The organism is Enterococcus malodoratus ATCC 43197 (assembly GCF_000407185.1).
GTDB lineage: Bacteria > Bacillota > Bacilli > Lactobacillales > Enterococcaceae > Enterococcus_A > Enterococcus_A malodoratus.
The window spans coordinates 307,136-327,979 of the sequence record NZ_KE136481.1; the positions used below are offsets into that span (position 1 = coordinate 307,136).

The following is a 20,844-nucleotide window of genomic DNA, read 5'->3' on the forward strand; positions in this document are numbered from 1 at the left end:
ATGCATGAATTAATCGTAATTGGTGGCGGTCCGGCTGGCTTAGCAGCGGCTGTAGCGGCGCATGAAAAAGGCATCACAGATATTCTGATCATTGAACGTGATCAAAAACTTGGCGGAATTTTGAATCAATGTATTCACAACGGTTTTGGTCTGCACTATTTTAAAGAAGAATTGACTGGACCTGAATATGCGGCTCGATTTATCAATATGGTACAGGAGGCGAATATTGAGGTTTTACTTGATACGATGGTCTTAGAGGTAACTGAAAATAAAGAAGTACACATTGTTAATAAAGAACAAGGTTACCAGATACTAACAGCCAAGGCATTAGTATTTGCTATGGGGTGTCGTGAAAGGACTCGCGGAGCTATTGGTATTGCTGGCAGCCGCCCAGCCGGGGTCTTTACTGCTGGTACTGCGCAAAGATATGTTAACATGGAAGGTTATATAGTTGGGAAAAAGGTAATAATTCTAGGATCAGGTGATATTGGTTTGATAATGGCCCGCAGAATGACCCTTGAAGGTGCTGATGTTCTGGCGTGCATCGAGGTTATGCCCTATTCCGGCGGACTAACTCGAAATATTGTTCAATGTTTGGATGATTATGCCATCCCTCTTCTTTTATCTCATACAATCACCGAAATTCGCGGAAAAAACCGAGTGGAACAAGTTGTTGTTTCAAAAGTTGATGAGAAACGGCAGCCAATTTCTGGTACAGAGCAAACGTTTGATTGTGATACGATTTTGTTATCCGTTGGATTGATTCCGGAAAACGAATTAAGTCGTGATGCTCATCTTGATTTGGATTCAAAAACTAACGGCCCATTTGTTTATGAAAATATGGAGACATCCGTTCCGGGGATTTTTGCTTGCGGCAACGTTGTCCACGTTCATGATTTAGTAGACTTTGTAACTGCTGAAAGCATAAAAGCCGGTACTTCGGCCGCCACCTATATTTTAGAACAAGAAAAAGAATCTACCCAATATCTCACTATCAAAAATGGTGATCACGTTACGTATGTTGTTCCCCAAAAAATTCGTGCTGATAATATCGATCGCCGAACTGAGCTTTTTTTCCGGGTCAATAAGGTCTTTGATGACAGTCAGATACTGATCAAATCCAAAGGAGAAGTTTTAGCGAAACAAAAAAAAAGCTACATCGTCCCTGGAGAAATGGAAAAAATGAAGCTCTCAAAAAAGGTTTTGGATAAAGTCACGAATGGAGAGTTGGAAATTTGTGTCGAGGAGGTAGCAAAATCATGAAAAAATTTATCTGCATCATGTGCCCAAAAGGTTGTCATTTAACGGTCGATGAGAATAATGATTTTCAAGTGAGCGGTCATAGCTGCAACAAAGGTGTGAAATATGGCAAAGCGGAGGCTACTAACCCTGTACGAGTCGTGACATCTACGGTTATCGTTAATGCCGGCAATGAACATCTCTGTTCCGTTAAAACATCTGATGGTATTCCAAAAGCTGCTGTATTGGAGGCAATGAAGGAAATAAATAACGTTCAATTGAAGGCACCGGTAAAAATCGGTGACATTGCCATCAAAAACCTTCTGGATACTGGTGTCGATGTTATTACAACAAGTGACGTTCAAGCAAGTTAAATAATCCAAGCATTAAAATGCCCCTCAAAAGAAATCTTTTGAGGGGCATTTATAATTTAGCGGATAACCGCTTCTAATTTTTCTTCTAACTTCTTAGTAACTTTATCCATAATACGATTGATCTCTTCATCAGTCAAAGTCGCTTCAGGATTTACAAAAGTTAAAGTGTAGGCCATCGATTTCTTGCCCGTCTCGATGTTTGCGCCTTGGTATACATCAAAAACTTGCAACTTAGTCAAGAATTTTCCAGCAGCTGCGGAAATTATCTCAGTAATATCCGAATTAGTACTAGATTCGTTTACCAACATGGCGATATCGCGACTAACCGCAGGATATTTTGAAACAGCCTCAAATACTAACGGTGCCTTTTCTGATCCAATTAATGCCTCTAAGTTCAATTCAGCAACATAAGCTGATTTCAATTCGTAATTTCCTGCCATTTTCGGATGTACTTGACCAACAAACCCGATTCGTTCCTCTCCAAGATAAATACCAGCCGTTTGTCCTGGATGCATTTCAGGCATTTGCAGCGCTTGATAAGAAATTGACTCCGTCAATCCTAACCCTTCGATCAACTCTTCGACCATTCCTTTGATCGTATAGTAATCGCATGCTTTGGCTTTTCCTGCCCAAGATTTGTCGACAACATTTCCTGTCACAGCGATTGCTAAATGATTCTGTTCAATTGGCAAATCCTTTTTAGGATCATTGTTTTGATAAAAGACGTGGCCAATTTCATAGAACGCTACATCATTATTTTTACGGGCGACGTTATAAGATAAATCTTCTAACAGACCGCTGATTAGATTCAATCGCATCGTTGAGCGATCCTCACTCATCGGCCATGCGACGCGTGTCACCTTGCTTTCATTTAATAGAAATTGTTGTGCTTTCGCTTCTGTTGTTAGTGCGTAACTAATAGCTTCTGATAAACCGGCACCCTCTAAAAGATTCCGTACTTTTCTTGTCGCCTTTTGAGCTTCAGTTAAAAATCCAGCAACTGTTTGCCCCTCCGGTAACGTTGAAGGCAGGTTATTGTAGCCATAAATTCGTGCGATTTCTTCCATCAAATCAGCTTCAATCGTAATGTCCCAACGACGTGGCGGTACACTAGCTGTAGTTACACCGTCCCTGACCTCTGAAGCAAACCCAAGTGCTTTGAAGATATCGTTGATTTGTTCTTGTGATAAGTCCGTTCCTAAGAAACGATTGACATTTTCAAGAGTCGTACTTACTTCAATATTTTTAGGTTGTACTTCGCTACCTTTGACCGCACCTTGTAAAACTTTACCATCAGCTAGTTCCGCGATCATCGCAGCGGCCACTTCACCAGCTAAACTGATATCCCCTTGATTTATACCTTTTTCAAAACGCATAGATGCTTCGCTTCGCAAGTTGTAGCTTTGCGAAGTGCGACGAACCAATGTATGATCAAACATCGCCATTTCCAAAGCAACTGTTGTCGTTTCATCAGAAATTTCTGAATCCAATCCACCCATAATACCAGCTAGTGCAACAGGAATATCGCCATTCGTGATCACGATATTTTCAGGATTTAATGTTCGTTCAACGCTATCTAAAGTTGTGAATGGTTCGTTTTCTTTAGCTCGACGAACCATGATTTCTTTGCTGCCTAATTTGTCATAGTCAAACGCATGCAGTGGTTGTCCAAACAATAGTAAAATGTAGTTCGTTACATCCACTACATTGCTGATTGGACGAATACCTTCGTTCATTAAACGATTTTGCAGCCATTGTGGGCTTGGTCCGATTTTAACGTTTTCGATGATTCGAATTTCATAATGCGGCGCATCATTTTCATCAGTCACAGATACAGTAATTTTGTCACTGGCTTTTTCATCTGCTTCTTTCAATTCAACAGCCGGAAAATTAACCTTTTTATTATAGATCGCTGCTACTTCATGAGCAACACCGCGAATGCTTAATGCATCAGCTCGGTTAGGTGTGATCGATAGATCAATGATCGTATCATCCATTTCCAAATATTGAAAAACAGGTTCGCCTGCAACGGCATCCTCTGGCAAATAGTAAATTCCTTCAGAATATTCTTTTGGAATCACTGAGTCGCTGTATCCAAGCTCTTGCAATGAACAAATCATTCCGTTCGAAACTTGACCACGCATTTTACCTTTTTTAATTTTTACATTGCCGGCTATCCGAGAACCAGGCAATGCAACAATTACCTTAACGCCCGCTTTAATATTCGGTGCTCCGCAAACAATCTGAGACAATTCTTCTTCACCGACGTCTACCTGACAAATCGACAGATGGTCGGAGTCAGGATGTGGAATACATTCTTTTACATCACCGACAACGATTTTTTTTAAACCGTCTTCTGGTGATTCCAACCCTTCAACTTCGATCCCTGTCAATGAAAGACGATCCGCTAAGTCTTTCGGTGCGACATCTTTTACATCGACATATTCATTTAACCATTTATATGAAACTAACATTGCTTCTTACTCCCCCTTGAATTGTTCCAAGAAACGAACATCGTTTAAATAGAAATTCCGAATATCATTAACGCCATATCGTAACATGGCGATCCGATCTGGACCTAAGCCAAAAGCAAAGCCAGAATATTCTTTTGGATCAATCCCTGACATTTCTAGTACATCAGGATGAACCATGCCGGCGCCAAGTATTTCAATCCAGCCAGTGTGTTTGCAGACATTACAGCCTTTGCCGCCACACTTAAAACAACTGACATCAACTTCTACTGATGGTTCAGTAAACGGGAAATAACTTGGGCGTAAACGAATTTTACGATCTGCTCCGAAAAGTTCCTTCAGCAATACCTCTAAGGTTCCTTTCAAATCTCCCATCGTAATTCCCTTATCCACGACTAATCCTTCGATTTGGTGGAATTGATGACTGTGAGTCGCATCGTCTGTATCACGGCGGAATACTTTCCCTGGTGAGATCATTCTTAGTGCACCTTTTGAGAAATCGTGTTTCTCCATAGTACGGGCTTGAACGGGCGATGTATGTGTGCGTAATAATACATCATCAGAAATATAAAAGGTATCTTGCATATCACGAGCAGGATGATCTTTAGGCAAATTCATCCGTTCAAAATTATAATGATCCGATTCAATTTCGGTTCCTTCTACAATTTGATAACCCATACCTACAAAGGTATCTTCGATTTCTTCCATAATTTGGGTCAACACGTGACGTGTACCGTGTGAGACTTTTTTACCGGGTAATGTTACGTCTAAAGACTCCGCTGCTAGTTGTTTTTCCAGAGCTAATTCCGCTAGCGCTGCCTTGCGTTCCTCGACCGCCTTCGTCAAAAGATCGCGAATCTCGTTAGCAAACGCACCTACTTTCGGACGCTCTTCGGCTGAAAGATCGCGCATCCCGCGTAATACTTCTGTGATTGGTCCTTTTTTTCCCAAAGTTTCTACACGTATCGTTTCAACGGTAGACAATTCATCCGCTGCGTCGATTTTTGCTAACGTCTGACTTTTTAATTCTTCTAGTTGCTCTTGTAAACTCATTGTTTTCTTCCTTTCCCTATTGCTTTAAAAAGATAGAAACTTCTAATGGAAGATCTATCGAATTTTTTGTTCTTAGGATGCTTTCAATTTACATAGGATTTCACTAACTCTATGTAAATGTGACTTAAAATTCACAACCAGCTCAAAAGTAGTGAATAATTTTCTCGTACGCTTGTCATTTTTCTACCCTGCTTGAAACAATAAAAAACGACAAAAAGACCTCGTTCCATAAAGGAACGAGGTCTCGCGTTACCATCCTAATTCGCCAATCAAATTGGCGCTCTCGCTTTTTTAACGGCTTTGCCGGTCTTTCGACAAGCTCCAGAAGTGAACTTCATCTTTTCCTATCTTAGTCTGTTTCCAGTCAACGACAGACATTCCCTTTAAGATCTAAAAAGATTACTCTTTTCTATCAACGCTTTTTGAACTATTCAATTGACTATCCCAATACTACAAGAAATCAAAAAAATTATCAACTACATTCTGCATCTGTGATCCAAGTATCGCCCCACTGGTGGATCTCGTTCATCACATTTTTCAAAGCTTCGCCTTTATTCGTCAGACAATAATCCATCCGTTTTTGGCTGCCGCAAGCAATCACACGACCAACAATACCTTCTGCTTCTAATTCTTTTAGCCGCTCCGTTAAAACTCGATCGCTGACATCTGGAATCATCGCAGCAATATCGACAAATCTTTGAGGTCCGCCTTCTAACAATACATCAATAATTAAACCGTTCCATTTTTTGCCTAAAATTTGAAATCCTTTCTCAAATTTTGGACAGAGCGAAAAGTCCATTACTTCTACTTGTTCCATAATTCTCACCTCGATAGAGAGAGTATAGCATATCACTTACCTTTTATAAGTACATCTTGCCTATACCTAAGGAGTTTTTAACAAATCAATCACTTGATTTCCTTGTAAGAATATTAAGTAGGCGGCCTCAACTGGTTTTTGCTTCGCTTTTTCAAGCGCATCTTTGTATAAATTTAATTGACCACGATAACGATTAATCAGTAGTTGCTCTCTTTCAATCGTATAACGATCGGTTTTCAAATCATACAAGAAAATCTTATCATCAAATTCCAGATATCCATCAATGATCCCGTGAATCAAAATCTCATCTTGGTTCTGATACTCACTAAATAATTGATCCGCCGGCAGCAACATCGCAAAAGGCTCTTCACGGTGTAAGTGATCAACATTTTGAATTAGGAAGCGACCAATCTCAGAATCAAGAAACTGCATAATACCTTCGATCGATATTTTTTCTGCAATCTCTGGAGTCAAAGTCTGTCGTGAAACTAAATCAGCAATTAGTGTTTCAACTATTTCTTGCTGAATATTTTCCTGCAGCGGTAATAACTGCATTACTAAGTGAGTCGCAGTCCCAATTTCAGCAGCTGACAATTCTTTTTTCGCAGTTAAAAATTTTGGAGTCCCTAAATCACTTTCTGTGAAGCGGTATTGATTTTGCGTCGAAGTAAGCTCTAGTGTTTCCCGGTTATCTGGATCGTCATACAAACGCTTCAATTCGGATACTGATTGATAACTTGTTGTTTTTGTCGCTTCAGGATAAGGATATTTGAATAGCAACTGATCCTTCAGTGATTGAATATTAATAGTACCCTGCGGAATCTCCAATGTTTTAATCTCTGGAAGATAAGCTTGCACAATTTCGGCAATTTTTTGCGGATCAATAAAGTCTAATTTGAATGTTGCTGGATGCCGCTTCAAAACTGCCGGCTGATTGACAGGATATTCTGTTTGATACTGATCCATCACTGGATGTCTGAACAATGTTCTGCCTACCCAATCAAAGAAACTATCATTTTGACCATTTCGCAAACCCGCATCTAAAACTAGATGCTCATTCAAAGCCCCTTTACTCCAAGTTTTGTATGCCGCCACTTCGTCATCATAGGAACCAACCAAAAATAGTTTTTGTTCTGCGCGAGTCAGAGCAACATATAATTTTCGCATTTCCTCGGAAAGCAGTTTGTTGAGATTTTTCTGTTTAACTGTTTGGAACAATATCGTGTCTTTTCTGATTCGAGTATCCTGAGTCAATAATCTTACACCTAGACCTAATTGCTCATCAAACACATAGTTTCTACGAGTATCCTGCACGTTGAAGCTCTTACTCATGTCCATTAAAAAGACTACCGGAAATTCTAATCCTTTACTTCCATGAATCGTCATCACTCGCACAGCATCATTAACTTCTTCTGTCGGCGGTTCCCCTAGGTCTTTATCTTTTTCTTGCATTTTTTCAATAAAACGAACAAATTGATATAGTCCTCGGAAACTGCTCCGTTCATAATCTTTTGCTCGCTCAATGAGAGCAAGCAAGTTAGCATGCCGTTGCTGACCAGCTGGCATTCCTAAAACATAATCCAAGTAAGCAGTTTCGTTATAAATTCTCACTAATAAATTTGCTAAGGATTCTCGTCGTGCAAACTCTCGCCAATCATTTAATTGTGTCATGAAAGCCGTCAATCTTTCTGCGATTCCATCATCATTGGATCGGCTATAACTTTTTACAGCTTGATAGTACTCCTTTTGCGGCAAAGCTAAACGAATTTGTGCCAATTCTTCTTCTTGCAGTCCGACAATCGGCGAACGTAAAACCGCTGCAAGTGGAATATCTTGGTAAGGATTATCAATAATCTGCATTAAGGAAATCATGACTCTTAACTCAGTTGATTGGAAATAGTTTTGTGTATCATTGATTGCCAGCGGTATCCCTAATTGCTTAAACACTTCTAAGATGGTCAAGTTGTGACTTCTAGTTGGGGTTAGCAAAACAATGTCCTCATATTTTAAAGAACGCATTGCTTTTTCTTTTTTATCGTAAACTTCGAATCCCTGATCAATCAATTGGCGTATTTTCGTTGCGGTTGTAAATATTTCGCCCATTGATTTGTCTTCAATCCATTCAGGAACCTCACCGTTCTTTTGATAAATCAGTAATTCTGGTGCAAATGCTTCTGTCTCAGGAAATGCTGTGAAACCATTGACTAGTTCAGCTTGCCGATCGTATTCGATTTGCCCGACAGTTTGGTCCATTAATTGCGTAAAGACTAAATTAGTAAAATCCAAGACTTCTTTTCGAGATCGGAAATTTTCCGCTAAAATGATCCGTCGTCCACCATCTTCGTCAGCAAAATCATGGTATTTTTTGATAAACAACGTTGGATCTGCCAGACGGAATCCATAAATAGATTGCTTAACATCCCCCACCATGAAAAGATTACCAGGTTCTTCACTACTTAGTTGGCGCAAAATTGTTTCCTGTAATTGATTGATATCTTGGTATTCGTCAACCATTATTTCAGAAAAACGATTGCGATAATAATTTTCAGCGGGCTTAATGCTGTCAACTTCGGTCTGCAAAATCTGTAAAGTAAAATGTTCTAGGTCGTTAAAGTCCAACATTCCTTTTTCTCGTTTTTTTGCAGAGTATTCTTCAATAAACCGTTTTTCGACACGAACTAGCTCTTCAACAATCGGTAATGCTTCTTGTAATCGCTCAACTTGTTCTTCTGGCGAAACATTAAAATACATTTCTCTTATTTTTGTTAACTCTTGCTTTGCCTGATCTCGATAGTTTTTACATTCGATAATCACATCCCCATAAAGTTCTTTGACTTCTTTTTTTCGTGGTGAAGGATATGTTGAAAATTTGATATTCTCGAACATAGTAAAAACATCATCTAGCTTATTTTCCATTATGGTTTGTTTAATTTGTTGTATTAATCCCTGTTCATTTTGAGCCAGCTCAGTAATTTTCTGCAATTCTTCAATTCCTTGGCTGGCTGAGATCATCCATTGATACGTCTGATTTATCTCTTGTAACGTTTTTAGAATTTCAGGACGAATCAAGTCGTGAAATAAATCAGAATCGGCTAGGTTATTCATCCGATAATTCTCAACTAGTCCATCCAACCAGTGAAATGGATTGGGATTAGCACGAGCAAATTCGTACATTGCAAGAATCAAATCCTCCAAACCACTATCACTGCGATCATTCGAAAAATTCTCAGTAAGTCGATAAAAGATTTCTTGATTTTCCTCATAGAATGTCTCTCGCAATTCATCCCATACATCTTCTTTTAATAAAATGGTCTCTGTTTCATCCGTCAGCATGCGATAACTAGGATCTAAATCGATCAAATAGAAAAAGCGTTGAATCACTTTTGAACAAAACGAATGCAGCGTAGAAATATTAGCCATTGGCAACATAGTCAACTGACGCGTAAAGTGATTTTTCATTTCTTGATCTGTTTCTACATTAATGGCTTCTTGTAAAGCCGTTTGAATTCGTTCTTTCATTTCACTCGCTGCCGCTTCGGTAAAAGTCACGACTAATAGTTGCTCAACCGACAATTGCTGGCGTTTGATTTTCTCAATCACTCGTCGAACCAGTACCGCCGTTTTTCCTGAACCAGCAGAGGCAGAAACCAGAAGATTCGTTCCTTGATCATAAATTGCCTGCCACTGAGAGTCAGTGTACATTTCATTCGGCGCCTTTGGAGGGATAGAAAAATTAGTTGTCATGCAGTTCTTCCTCCATTCGTTTCAAGACTTCTTCTTTAGAAAGTTTTTCTAAGCGATGATAGTTATTCTCTTTCAGCATCGCATCAAATTTGCAGACACTTCTAAACGGACAATATTGACAAGCGATTCTTTGATTATCTTTATAGGTCGGATTTAGTTTAATTTCTCCAGAAACTATTTGATTACCCGCTTCTTGTATTTTTTCGCGATTGTATTTACGCAATAAATCAATCTCAGATAAATCATAAAACTTATCTTTGGATTGGGTCACTATTGTCGTCTGACCATTTTTATCTTTTTTAATTGGAAACAATAAAGAATTTTCTTTTTCCTGTAGACTTTGATCTAATTGATCATAAAGCTCTGGTTCTTTTGTGAACAAACCATCATATTGATAGGCCTTTAACATATCTTTTTCAATATCCTTTGGTTGTTTCAGTACGGGATTATGAACATGAAGATAATAGGCCCCTGCTGGTCTAATCTCTTTGTCACTGACTTGATTATAATCCGTTACAGCGACATCTAAATAAGTAATTAATTGTAATGCAATACCATAATAGGCATCTGCCACATTAAACGTATGAGGACTCGATTTATAATCAATCACACTTAACCAATCACTTTCAGCGCTTTGCAATTGATCCAGGCGATCGATTTTCCCTCGGATTGCGACCTCACCACCGTTTGACAAAGGCAAGTTGATTCCGGGAATCCCTTTTTGTCCACCAATCGAACCAAAAATAACTTCTGTTTGCTGTGGCTCGAATTTTGTTCTCATCCCCTGCTGTACCAAACCCCAGCTAACTTTTTGAATTGTTCGCGATAATTGATAGCGAATGTAGTTCATTCGTGCTGAACTAGATAAGATCGCAAATTTCAGTTCACCGAAAATTTCTTTCAATACTTGATCAGCTAGTTGGTTCCGCTCAGTTTCATTCAACTCCGCCAATCTTAATCCTTGCTCATTTAACAGTCTAAAGAAATAATCCAACGCTTCATGATAGAAATCACCGGCTGCAGCTGGAGTCAATCCATAGATAGTCCTTTCTTTTAAGCCAAGTCCAAAATTAGCAAAATATTTATACTGACAATTATAAAAGTTTTCAATTCGCGAAACAGATACGTAAAGATTTTTTCCGTACAAGCGTTCTGCTGTTTCTGGCAACAATTCACGCGGGACATTAAGATCCTGCAGACTCTTGAAAACGCGCTGTGCTAATGGGGCAAGAGAACCATTTTGAACAAACTTTTGCAGTTCTCGCCATGCTGGTAAAATTGCCCGATTTTCATCCTGTGCCAAACGGTTTAAAGCAATCAGGTCTGATAATAGTGTCCGCGTTGTGCCAAGATGGTCCTCGGGATCACTTGAAAGTCTTAAAGGTTCATTATCTCTGATTGGTAGATTTAACCCTTGACTCAATTGTCTTAGAAAAGAAGAAATTTCTAATTTCTTTTCCCCTTCTACGGTGGTCGCAACACTCAGATAAAGTTTTTCTTTGGCAGAAAGAAAGACGGAATAAGCTAGAAATGGTTCGCGATTCACCTTGGAACTATTGCTTTCAGGCAAGAATTTTCCTTCCGGCAAATTTTGATTAAAAAGGGTGCGTTCTTCCGCTGATAATAATCCTTTATCATCAAAACGGGCGGGAAAGTCATTATTATTCAATCCAATTGCAAAGGTAACCTTCATTTGATCTACGCGAGCCAATTCTAAATCGTTCACTCGCACTTGATCGATCGCTGTCGGAATTTTGCCATAGGTTAAATTCATCAATCCGGCTAAAAAGATCTCCTGAAAGGTATCCCAATCAAAAGTTTCTGTTCCATAAATCAAGACATATTCATCTAAGAGATCGAGTAAAGCCTGCCACGTTTGTTCGTGGTTACGGGCTTTGTCTAAATTTCCTTTTGCAACTTCCTGATCCCGCCAAAATAATAATTGACGCTTCACCCCACTGTTCTCCATGAAATGGTAAAAAAGAGAGGCCCCTTCAAGACCATTTTTCGCCTTTTTTATTTGCTTAAAAAATAGTGGTAGGATTTGCTGAACAGAATGACGAACTTCATTTGCCGTTGATTCTAATTGTTTCGCGTCATTAAATACATCTTTTTCAAAATCGTAATCGACAAATTCCCAATCAGTATCCCGCGTCCAAAAACTACCTCGAAAATTATAGGCCAGACAAACGTTTTCCGTTTGATCAATCTTTTCTCGGTATTTCTGCTGCTCTAGGAACCAGGTGTCATTTTCCCATTCAAAGGGCGCAAATAATTCTGTTCGAAGCATTCGAAAGATATCATTAATCCGGTAGTTATATTTATCAACCAAAAATAACGCCTGTAAAAACTCAATCAAGGGGTGTGCCGCCATCTCTTGCGTTTCATCTAAGTAAAAGGGAATTTCCAATTTTTGAAATACATCAGGAAGTGTACTATTGTAAACTAACGGATTGCGCATCAAAATTTGAATATCCTTGTACCGATACCCTTCATCTCTAACTAAGTGCCGAATTTCTTCGCCAACCTTACGGATTTCTTCAGCCACAGTTCCGTATCTCATAAGTTGAATCTGATCAGATTGAGCTAAATTAAAGGCTTTTTGTTTTGACCAAAAATCACCGACCTGATTAAAAATTGATTCATTTGCACGAGAAAATTGATCCGGTCGTACTGCAATCTGTTGACTGTCAGCACTACACTTCAATTGATAGTAAGTTTTTCCTGAGTCTGCAAAAAGATCCAATGGATTGGGTTCTTCACTTGGATAAGGTCGGTCCAACTCCAAAGAAACTAAAAGTTCACCAGAAGTCATTAAAGTATTCAAAACGCTTAATTCTCGCGCGTTGAAGCGGGTAAAACCACTGACAATGAAAAGATCATTGGACAGGTCTTTTCGACTCAAATAATCCTGCAATAGCAACAAAGGATCTTCGTTTGCAACCTGATAGGCTAATAGCGCTTCTTCATACGCCGCAAATACCATTCGCAAGTCTTGCAGTTTTAGCACTTGATCTTGATCATTACCATTCTCTACCAAGTCATCAACCGTCACGTTTCCAATTTGCATCTCCTGATAAAAACCGACCAATTGTTGAATAAAACCTGTTTTATTTACCTCGCCACGGAAAATTGTCAATTCTTCCCGTTTTTCATGCAAAATTTTACGTAAAATCATTGCATTTCCGGCCTCAGATAAAATATTCCCAGGAATTTGCCCATCTTTTTGTAAAAAATACCATGCTAATCGCTGAAAACTAAAAACTTGAGTTCGAATTGTACTAAATTCAGTTGTTTTGCCCGCAGTTTTCATGGCTGACAAGAGATTAATCTCTTGCTCAAATTTATTATAATTGGGGACTAAGAAAAACACGCGCTTCTTCGAATTCTGCTTCAGCCAAGCTTGCGCAGTCTCAATCATTCGTTTTGTCGCGTCATTCTGTCCAGCACCTAACAAAAATTGTAATGGCATCGTTTCCCCTCATTTCTTCAAAATATGTTTCTCGTTTATTATAACAGTTCGATTAAAACGGCGCATGATTGAAGTCGATGATTAAACCATAAAAAAAAGACTAGCTAAACGCTAGTCCACTGTTCCAAACCGATTTATTGGCCAGAAAACAAATTTCACATCTGCCATGATATCTTTCTCTTTGATCATACCGATAATTCGGCTGTCTTTAGATATCCGACGATTATCCCCTAAAACGAAGAGCTCGCCTTCCGGAACCTTTTCCGAACCAAATAGTTCACTCAAGTTGAAATCATAAGTCAATGGTTGATCATCGGTTAATTTCCCTTTAAATTCATCCAAATAGGCCTCTTCATATTTATTTCCATTGATATAAAGCTCATCATTCTTATATTCGACAGTATCTCCTGGTAAGCCAATCACTCGCTTGATATAGTTTTTCCCAGGATCGTCCGGCGCTGGAAAAGTAACGATATCAAAACGCTTGACCTTAGTGTTTTTCAATGCAATCACACGTTCACCATCAATTAATGTGGGATCCATTGAATCCCCTTTAACAACCACTGGCGTAAAAACAAAATGACGCAAGCCGATTAGAATCGCTGCCAAAACTAAAAAATAAAGAATTGATTTTCCTACTTCTTTTATATTCATCAGTGAACCTCCATTATTCGCGTTCATAAACCTAGTTTATCATATTCTTCAGTTGGCTATGAAAGTTAATTATCGTCCTTTTGAAAAAAATTACTTTTACGCGAGCATATTTCTTTTCTTACTTTTTGTAAGATGTTAAAGTGTATTTTGTAAACAAGAACAAAACAAGAAAAGGTGGAATTATTATGTCTCAATTTTTAGAAACACTAAAAGATCGTCGCTCTTTTTACGCTTTAGGACACGACGTAAAATTATCTGAAGAAGAAATCACTGAATTAATCAAAGATGCAGTTAAGAATAGTCCAACTGCTTTTAATGCACAATCTCCACGTGCAGTTATCCTTTTTGGCGAAGCTCATGAAAAATTATGGGATATTGTTGAAGAAGCATTGAAACCAGTCACGCCTGCAGAAGTCTTTCCTAATACACAAGCAAAAGTTGCTGGGTTTAGAAATGCTTTAGGAACTGTAATGTTCTTTAAAGAAACCGATACAGTGAAAAACTTGCAAGAACAATTCACTTTATACGCTGATAACTTCCCAGATTGGGCTGAGCAATCAAACGGGATCGCAACAGCGAATGCTTGGACTGCTTTAACAGCGGCTGGTCTTGGTGCGAACCTGCAGCATTATAATCCAATTATTGACGATGCCGTGGCAAAAGAATGGAACATTCCTGCTAACTGGCAATTACGTTCTCAATTGGTCTTTGGTTCTAAAGAAGGCGAAGCAAACGAAAAAGAATTCTTAGCAGATGACGAACGTTTCCGCGTTTTCCGTTAATAGCTTAAATTATCCGCAAGCAATGCTGATTCAATTCAGCATTGCTTTTTTATGTACAAACAAATTAATGAGTCAAAAATAGGATGACGAAAACGTCATCCTATTTCCCATCTTTGTCTTGATCATCTTTAGTCAGAATTTCTAAAGTACTGCCTTCATTAAGGTGCGTCGAAAGAAAAACGACAAATTCCGTTAGTGAATAGTCGAAGGTTAAAATCGGTCCTCGACGTTCTCGACGAAAATAATTAAGCTTTATTAATCCGCTTTCTTCTTGAAACAATACTACCCGCTCTATTTCCTTCAGTGGAATACCACGGTTATCTAAACTAAAAAGAATTAAACTATCCTCAGTGAAGCCCTTTTTATCTAACAAAAAACTTACCATCACTAAAGCAGCTAAAATTGTCTGTATACGGCCATTCAAATCCTGCCAACTACTAAAGCCAATCCACAAAATCAACAGCGCTAAAAAAAGATAAAACGGATATTGTTTGCGTCGCCTAAAGACTGGAATAACTATGTCTTTACGTGCCATCAGTAAAAAGATGTACAGAATAACCGTAAAAATTCCCAATAACAATGTAAATATATTCAAAAAAACCGCCTTCTAACTTGGAATGAAATTAGAATATTTTACCACGACCATGTTAGATTTGTCATCCCGTTGCTCTTGGTCAATCTCTTCGCATTGGTTGATGCGGACGACTGCACAATTCGTCATCTTTGAGATTACTTCACCTTCCACAGATTCTTCGAAACCAATTGGATGGCAACGATAACTTCTTCCTAGTTCAATTTCTTCTTCATTCATACAGTAAGCCCTCCAGTATCGACATTCATTTGTTCGTCTAGCTTTTGGATCAATGTTATTCGCATTATACCTAAGTATGGAATGGTTTACAATCGAATTTTTCACTTCAGTCGCAAAAAAAAGCCAAATCGGGTAAAATTACTTTAGAGGAGTGATATTTTATGGCAAATTTTTTTGATTCAATCAAACGGTATGGATATTTGAGAAGTGCTTGTTACCTGATCCTTGGAATCGCTATTCTGTTTTCACCAAGAAGTGTCTTTAAAGGAATTGTGTACATCATTTTCTTCTATTTATTAATTTTTGGTATTTTGCAGGTCGTTCGTGGATTAAGAGCAAAGAAATATACGGGAAATGTCGGGTTTGAGACGACTAGCGGCATCATGCGAATTATTTTTGCTTTTGTTGTACTGGGTTTTTCAAAAGGAATCATCAGTATTTTACCGATGTTTTTAGGATTTATTATTCTGATTTTCGCCATTGGACAATTTTTGCAGAGCTGGTCTGCACGAAGAAATGGTTTTCCAGTTACCGGGCAAGTTGTCTACAGTGCTTTAATGATCATTGCCGGCTTTTTCCTATTATTTAATCCTTTTAGCAGTTTAATGATTCTTTTTCAAATATTTGGGTTTTTATTGATCACTATGGCTGTTTCAGAATTTATTAATACACGCCGCTTTAATCAGTAAAGAATTGTTTCTATTATAAGAAACATTTATACTGGATATATTAAAAAGAGTGAGGTTATTATGAACACAGCAAGTGAACTTTATCAATTTACTAAAAAGTACGGTATTAATTATAATACCAATGAAGAAAAAGGGATTCTCTTGTTCAACAGCTTTTTGCAAAGCTTTCCCAAGACTACTTTTACTTTTTCTTTTATAGGTTTTCACAAATACGAAAGCGTAAAAAAGCAAGAAGGTCTTACCGCTTATGGAATTTCTGGGAACATTCTCTATGCGCTAAGCAAGCAAAAGGCATATAAGTATAATCTCTATCAATGTAAAGAAATCAGTGGCAAAAAGAAGCTAAACGGGATTCGATTATCCTTGGTTTTCGACTCTGAAACCATCAATATCAACCTTGGTTTTGCTGATGGCAATTTAGTTCTGTCCGCCTTAAAAAAGGCTGGAAAAAAATAAGCGAGACATTATATTTGAAGAATAGTGAAGCTAGCGTTATACTTTTCTCTGTTCTTAATTGGGATATGGCCAAACTGGTAAGGCGTCTGACTCTGAATCAGAAGAGTGCAGGTTCGAGCCCTGCTATCCCAATAAAAAAGGTTTTTGCTTTCTAGAAAGCAAAAACCTTTTTTGGTTTAAATGAATCATTTTAAGATTTGACCACCATAACATTGCAATGAGCGTGGTTTACTACATATGCTGTTGTCGAACCAACTAACGCTTGTTCCACTGCGCCTCTTCCCGTCGCCCCGAGCATAATGAGATCAACTTGATTCTCTAGTGCGTAATCGATAATTTTGCGTTTAGGATTTCCTGAATCAATTTTTGTCTCATAGTCGAATTGTGTTACATTTGAATTTGCGACTAATTGTTCCAATTCAATTTCAGCATTATTAAGATGGAATTTTAGTGAGTCGTTAATAAATGCCGGATCACCAATCGAAAATTTGTAATCGACTACAGTCAAAATAAAAAGCTTTGCATCATTGCGTTCAGCTACACTTAGAGCTTCATTAAATGCGTCAGTTGAGGCTGGCGAGCCATCCACCGCAACAAGTATTTTTTTATAGCTTTCTTTCATTAGAAACGCCTCCCTTATCTACATTATACATCAACTACTTCTTTCTAGAAAACTAAAGCCTGCTCTCTTCATAACGAATATTTTTTAGTTACTTCCCTAAAAAAAATAACTAACTTAGTCTTTTTGCTAATATTTTTATGGTAAAATAAATTGAGCAGCAATTTCCCCGCCGACTGATAAATCCTTATCGTTGGACTTGTTGCTCCTTTTTATATTCTTTCTCCTCTTGTTTTTTTATTAGTTTTGGTCTAATATAATTAAAACAAAATGAGAGGGTGTATGGATGGATAATCGTATAACACAGACATCTAGTTTTTCAGATGGCGTTAAGGCCTGTCTCCCTACAATTATGGGTTATTTAGGCATCGGTATCGCGATGGGAATCGTGGGGAAATCCGCCCATCTTGCTATTTGGCAAATATTTTTAATGTCGACTCTTGTCTATGCGGGCAGTGCCCAATTCATTTTATGCGGTTTGCTACTATTAAGCGCGCCGATTTTATCAATCGTTTTTACTGTCTTCTTGGTCAACTTACGACATTTACTGATGAGTCTTTCTGTTGCTCATTATTTCAAAGAAGACTCCCTGCTAAACGGTATTGCTATCGGAACACTACTAACAGATGAATCCTATGGTGTGTTGATGGCTACTCTTGCGCAAGAGAAAAAGGTTACTAGCAATTGGGTACATGGATTGAATATAACTGCTTATCTTGTCTGGATCCTTGCAACTGTTATCGGTGCATTACTTGGAAACTTTATTCCCGATCCTACAGTATTCGGATTCGATTTTGCTTTGACGGCAATGTTCCTTGGTTTATTTCTCTTTCAAGTACAATTACCGCTGAAAAGACAAAAGCATAAAACACTGATCATTTTAGCTGTGACGACTGTCAGTCTTTTTCTTTTAATGCGTTTCGTTTCAGCCGAATTTTCTGTCATTTTAGCAACCTTACTTGGATGCTTTACGGGGGGGCTGATGAAAGATGAGTAACTATTACTACTTATTAACACTTTTTGGCTGCGCCTTAGTGACATGGATTCCACGAGTATTACCCTTTGTCCTTACCAAAGCAATCACATTGCCACCTGTTTTAGAAAAATTCTTAAGCTATCTTCCAATGACGATTTTGACTGCCTTGCTGATGCAAAGCTTACTGAATTTTCAAACAGGGCATTTTCCAACACTGCGTATTCCAGAAGTTCTGGCATGTATTCCTGCTCTAATCGTTGGTATTCGCACTAAAGATCTGATGAAAATTGTCTTGACAGGCGTGTTAGGAATCGCACTCTTACGGCTGCTTTAAATCACACCTGTTATAGAGCTTATTTCTGGTTTTACTTGCACCATTGATGTAATATATAACAAAATAATAGAAAAAGGAGTAATTCTTGTCAAGGGCCATAATAAAATGTTGGTTTTGGGCCATTGAAATTGTAGGTAGTTTTCTCTTTATCGTTTCGTTTCTTTTCCTTTCGTTTCACTATAACTTTTCATTCGATAGGAAGGTCCTGTAATTTGAATAATTTTAGAATGATGGACCAATCGGTCCAATAAAGCATTAGTCAATTTCTTATTACCAAAAATTTCGGACCATTGAGACAGAGGAATATTCGTTGTAATAATCGTTGATTTTCTTTCGTATCGCATATTAATTAGTTGAAACAGTAAGTTAGATCCTTCTTTTGAGAAGGGGAGATACCCGACTTCATCAATAATTAATACAGAATAGCTCGCATATTTTTTGAGCATGGTATCACTTGTCCCACGTTTATGTGCCCGGATAAGTCGATTAACCAGTTCTGTACTAGTGATAAATAAACAGCTCTGCCCTCTATCAATACACTCTAAACCAATTGAAACGGCTAAATGAGTTTTTCCAACACCGCTATTTCCAATGAATAAAAGGTTGTCATACGTGTCTAAAAAGCGTAATGTCACTAAATCTTGAATTTCACTTTTTTTGATTTTGGGTTGAAAATCAAAGTTAAAATCATGAAGGCGTTTATGATAGGGAAACATTGCCCGTTTTAAAATTTTTCTTTGGGTCTCCTTTCTACGATAGCTAATTTCTTGATGTGTTAATTCAAATAAAGAATCAACTAGAGATTGTTCATTTTTAGCTACTTCATCTAAATGGGCAGGTAAAATTTCTTTGATACAGGTAAGATTTAAATCTGATAATTGATTTAATAACTGATGGTAATTTGACATATGAGCCTCCTTATAATTCATCGTAAGCATCTAAATTTTCTTCTACAAAGCGCTCCAACTCTTCGTCTTCTAAGTATTTGAAGACATCAGATCGAAGAATCTCAAGAGAGTCATCACGTTGATAATTTAAGGTTTTTTTGCTTAATGGGTGCGAGCGAATACATTGATGGCCATACCAAATGAATAGACTGTCCTTACGGACATCTAAAGTTACCTCTTTACCAATATATTTCACGGGAACAGAATACTTTGAGTTTTGATATTGGACCATGGATTCAATGGAAACTTTTCTAATTACGTGTTGGGTTCTAGAAACATATCTGACTAATTCTAAACGATTGAAAGGACGCAACACCGATTGTTCATCTATAAGAAGCTTAGAGGGATGATTATTCACTGCTTGAGAACGTTCATTATTTAAGTCATTCATAAACTCATAGACGATTCGTTTTAGCTCCTGCTCATTTTCAAACTCGTAGTTAAAGACCATTAAGCGGTTAACAGTACGAGCTAAAGCTTCAACTTTGCCTTTGGTTTGTGGACGAAAAGGGCGACAAGCAATCGGATTGAATCCAGCATCTTTAGCAAATTGACGAAATTTTTCGTTAAAAACGGTTTGACCAAATTGGCTTTTACTTCTATCAACAACTGTTTTCATATTGTCAAACCAAATTTCTTGAGGAACACCATTCCCGCAGTACTCAAACGCATTGACCAAACAATTGAAGACATTCGCTTGGGTTCGATCAAAGGTTACCTCTAAGTATTTCATGCGAGAATAGCCTAGAATATATAGAAAAAGATTGAAGTAAAAGACTTCACCATGTTTACTCACCATCTTAATATTTTCTTTCCAATCGACTTGAGCAGAAAGACCTGGCGTCGTTTCAATTCGAATGGTTGCCTTTTTTACACGCTTTTCTCGATAGTTCCGACAATATCGTTTGACGGTGGTATAGCCACCTTGATATCCTTTTTTCTTAATAAAATAATAAATTGAAGAAGCGGAACAGCTTAACTCCATTTTATCTTTAATAATTTCTTCAAAACCGCTTAATAAAAGAGGAGCAGAAGATTGTCTCTTTTTGATCTGTTCTACTTCCCCTTTAGTTCCAGCTTCATAGTAACGCTTGACTGTTCGGTAATCACAATTATATTGCTTGGCCATGGCTGCATAGTTAGGTTGAATATCGTTCATAATGTGTCGTAAGACTCCTTCTAAGACATCTTTTCGCATGAGTCACTCTCCTTGAATGGTTTCATGAAAAAGAATATCAGATTTTAAATCTAACCTACATTTTCGATGGCCCTTTTCCTACATTTTATCGTGGCCCTTTACATAATTCTCATGAAAAAGATCGCTGGATATTTCTTTGAAAAACCTTTGGTATTAGACAACAAAAAAGCTTTCGAAATCGACCTTCCAACGGACACTTTGTATGATG

18 protein-coding genes, 1 tRNA gene and 1 other annotated feature are annotated in these 20,844 nt (G+C 38.0%); of the genes, 8 read left to right on the forward strand and 11 right to left on the reverse strand.

Going from position 1 to position 20,844, the window contains the following annotated elements; genetic code table 11:
- A complete protein-coding gene (locus tag I585_RS01430; RefSeq protein ID WP_010739252.1) occupies positions 1-1,263 on the forward strand; it encodes an NAD(P)/FAD-dependent oxidoreductase in 1,263 nt (420 codons plus the stop codon).
- Positions 1,260-1,613: a DUF1667 domain-containing protein gene (locus I585_RS01435; RefSeq protein WP_010739253.1), complete on the forward strand. Its 354-nt coding sequence runs from the start codon at positions 1,260-1,262 to the stop codon at positions 1,611-1,613. The genes I585_RS01430 and I585_RS01435 overlap by 4 nt, the downstream gene beginning before the upstream one ends.
- A 56-nt stretch (positions 1,614-1,669) precedes the next feature.
- On the opposite strand, the gene pheT is transcribed toward I585_RS01435, so the two are convergent.
- The 6 genes from pheT to lepB all read right to left on the reverse strand — a co-directional run bounded on the left by pheT (position 1,670) and on the right by lepB (position 13,824).
- Positions 1,670-4,087 carry a phenylalanine--tRNA ligase subunit beta gene (gene pheT / locus I585_RS01440; protein ID WP_010739254.1) on the reverse strand — a complete coding sequence of 806 codons (2,418 nt, stop codon included), beginning with the start codon at positions 4,085-4,087 and terminating at the stop codon, positions 1,670-1,672.
- 6 nt (positions 4,088-4,093) lie between these two features.
- The gene (pheS, locus tag I585_RS01445) at positions 4,094-5,137 is read right to left on the reverse strand and encodes a phenylalanine--tRNA ligase subunit alpha (protein ID WP_010739255.1); all 1,044 of its coding nucleotides are present in this window, start codon (positions 5,135-5,137) and stop codon (positions 4,094-4,096) included.
- 229 nt (positions 5,138-5,366) lie between these two features.
- Positions 5,367-5,562: a binding site (T-box leader), on the reverse strand.
- Positions 5,563-5,609: 47 nt separating this feature from the next.
- Positions 5,610-5,954, reverse strand: coding sequence for a winged helix-turn-helix transcriptional regulator (locus I585_RS01450; protein ID WP_010739256.1), 345 nt, complete (start codon positions 5,952-5,954; stop codon positions 5,610-5,612).
- 66 nt (positions 5,955-6,020) lie between these two features.
- A complete protein-coding gene (gene addA / locus I585_RS01455) occupies positions 6,021-9,698 on the reverse strand; it encodes a helicase-exonuclease AddAB subunit AddA (RefSeq protein ID WP_010739257.1) in 3,678 nt (1,225 codons plus the stop codon).
- Positions 9,688-13,170, reverse strand: coding sequence for a PD-(D/E)XK nuclease family protein (locus I585_RS01460; protein WP_010739258.1), 3,483 nt, complete (start codon positions 13,168-13,170; stop codon positions 9,688-9,690). Before I585_RS01460 ends, addA begins: the two co-directional genes overlap by 11 nt.
- 111 nt (positions 13,171-13,281) lie before the next feature.
- A complete protein-coding gene (lepB, locus tag I585_RS01465) occupies positions 13,282-13,824 on the reverse strand; it encodes a signal peptidase I (protein ID WP_010739259.1) in 543 nt (180 codons plus the stop codon).
- A 185-nt stretch (positions 13,825-14,009) separates the two neighbouring features.
- Here lepB and I585_RS01470 point away from each other — a divergent pair, with 185 nt between their 5' ends.
- The gene (locus I585_RS01470) at positions 14,010-14,606 is read left to right on the forward strand and encodes a nitroreductase family protein (RefSeq protein ID WP_010739260.1); all 597 of its coding nucleotides are present in this window, start codon (positions 14,010-14,012) and stop codon (positions 14,604-14,606) included.
- A 100-nt stretch (positions 14,607-14,706) separates the two neighbouring features.
- On the opposite strand, the gene I585_RS01475 is transcribed toward I585_RS01470, so the two are convergent.
- Complete coding sequence (locus tag I585_RS01475) at positions 14,707-15,201, reverse strand: hypothetical protein (RefSeq protein WP_010739261.1); 495 nt, start codon at positions 15,199-15,201, stop codon at positions 14,707-14,709.
- 12 nt (positions 15,202-15,213) lie between these two features.
- Positions 15,214-15,417, reverse strand: coding sequence for a hypothetical protein (locus I585_RS01480; RefSeq protein WP_010739262.1), 204 nt, complete (start codon positions 15,415-15,417; stop codon positions 15,214-15,216).
- A gap of 161 nt (positions 15,418-15,578) precedes the next feature.
- On the opposite strand from I585_RS01480, the gene I585_RS01485 reads away from it, so the two are divergent.
- The 3 genes from I585_RS01485 to I585_RS01495 all read left to right on the forward strand — a co-directional run bounded on the left by I585_RS01485 (position 15,579) and on the right by I585_RS01495 (position 16,694).
- Complete coding sequence (locus I585_RS01485) at positions 15,579-16,106, forward strand: HdeD family acid-resistance protein (protein WP_010739263.1); 528 nt, start codon at positions 15,579-15,581, stop codon at positions 16,104-16,106.
- 60 nt (positions 16,107-16,166) lie between these two features.
- The gene (locus tag I585_RS01490) at positions 16,167-16,562 is read left to right on the forward strand and encodes a hypothetical protein (RefSeq protein WP_010739264.1); all 396 of its coding nucleotides are present in this window, start codon (positions 16,167-16,169) and stop codon (positions 16,560-16,562) included.
- A gap of 59 nt (positions 16,563-16,621) precedes the next feature.
- A tRNA-Gln gene (locus tag I585_RS01495) sits at positions 16,622-16,694 on the forward strand.
- A 58-nt stretch (positions 16,695-16,752) separates the two neighbouring features.
- On the opposite strand, the gene I585_RS01500 is transcribed toward I585_RS01495, so the two are convergent.
- Positions 16,753-17,184 carry a universal stress protein gene (locus I585_RS01500; protein WP_010739265.1) on the reverse strand — a complete coding sequence of 144 codons (432 nt, stop codon included), beginning with the start codon at positions 17,182-17,184 and terminating at the stop codon, positions 16,753-16,755.
- Between the two features lie 283 nt (positions 17,185-17,467).
- Here I585_RS01500 and I585_RS01505 point away from each other — a divergent pair, with 283 nt between their 5' ends.
- Together I585_RS01505 and I585_RS01510 are read left to right on the forward strand one after the other, a co-directional pair.
- Positions 17,468-18,178 (forward strand): AzlC family ABC transporter permease, encoded by a 711-nt coding sequence (locus tag I585_RS01505; protein WP_010739266.1) that lies wholly within the window; start codon positions 17,468-17,470, stop codon positions 18,176-18,178.
- Positions 18,171-18,491: an AzlD domain-containing protein gene (locus I585_RS01510; protein ID WP_010739267.1), complete on the forward strand. Its 321-nt coding sequence runs from the start codon at positions 18,171-18,173 to the stop codon at positions 18,489-18,491. Before I585_RS01505 ends, I585_RS01510 begins: the two co-directional genes overlap by 8 nt.
- 146 nt (positions 18,492-18,637) lie before the next feature.
- On the opposite strand, the gene istB is transcribed toward I585_RS01510, so the two are convergent.
- Complete coding sequence (gene istB, locus I585_RS01515) at positions 18,638-19,399, reverse strand: IS21-like element helper ATPase IstB (protein WP_003129321.1); 762 nt, start codon at positions 19,397-19,399, stop codon at positions 18,638-18,640.
- 10 nt (positions 19,400-19,409) lie between these two features.
- Entirely contained in the window at positions 19,410-20,636 is a 1,227-nt protein-coding gene (istA, locus tag I585_RS01520; RefSeq protein WP_010741239.1) for an IS21 family transposase, read from the reverse strand.
- Positions 20,637-20,844 lie beyond the last annotated feature (208 nt).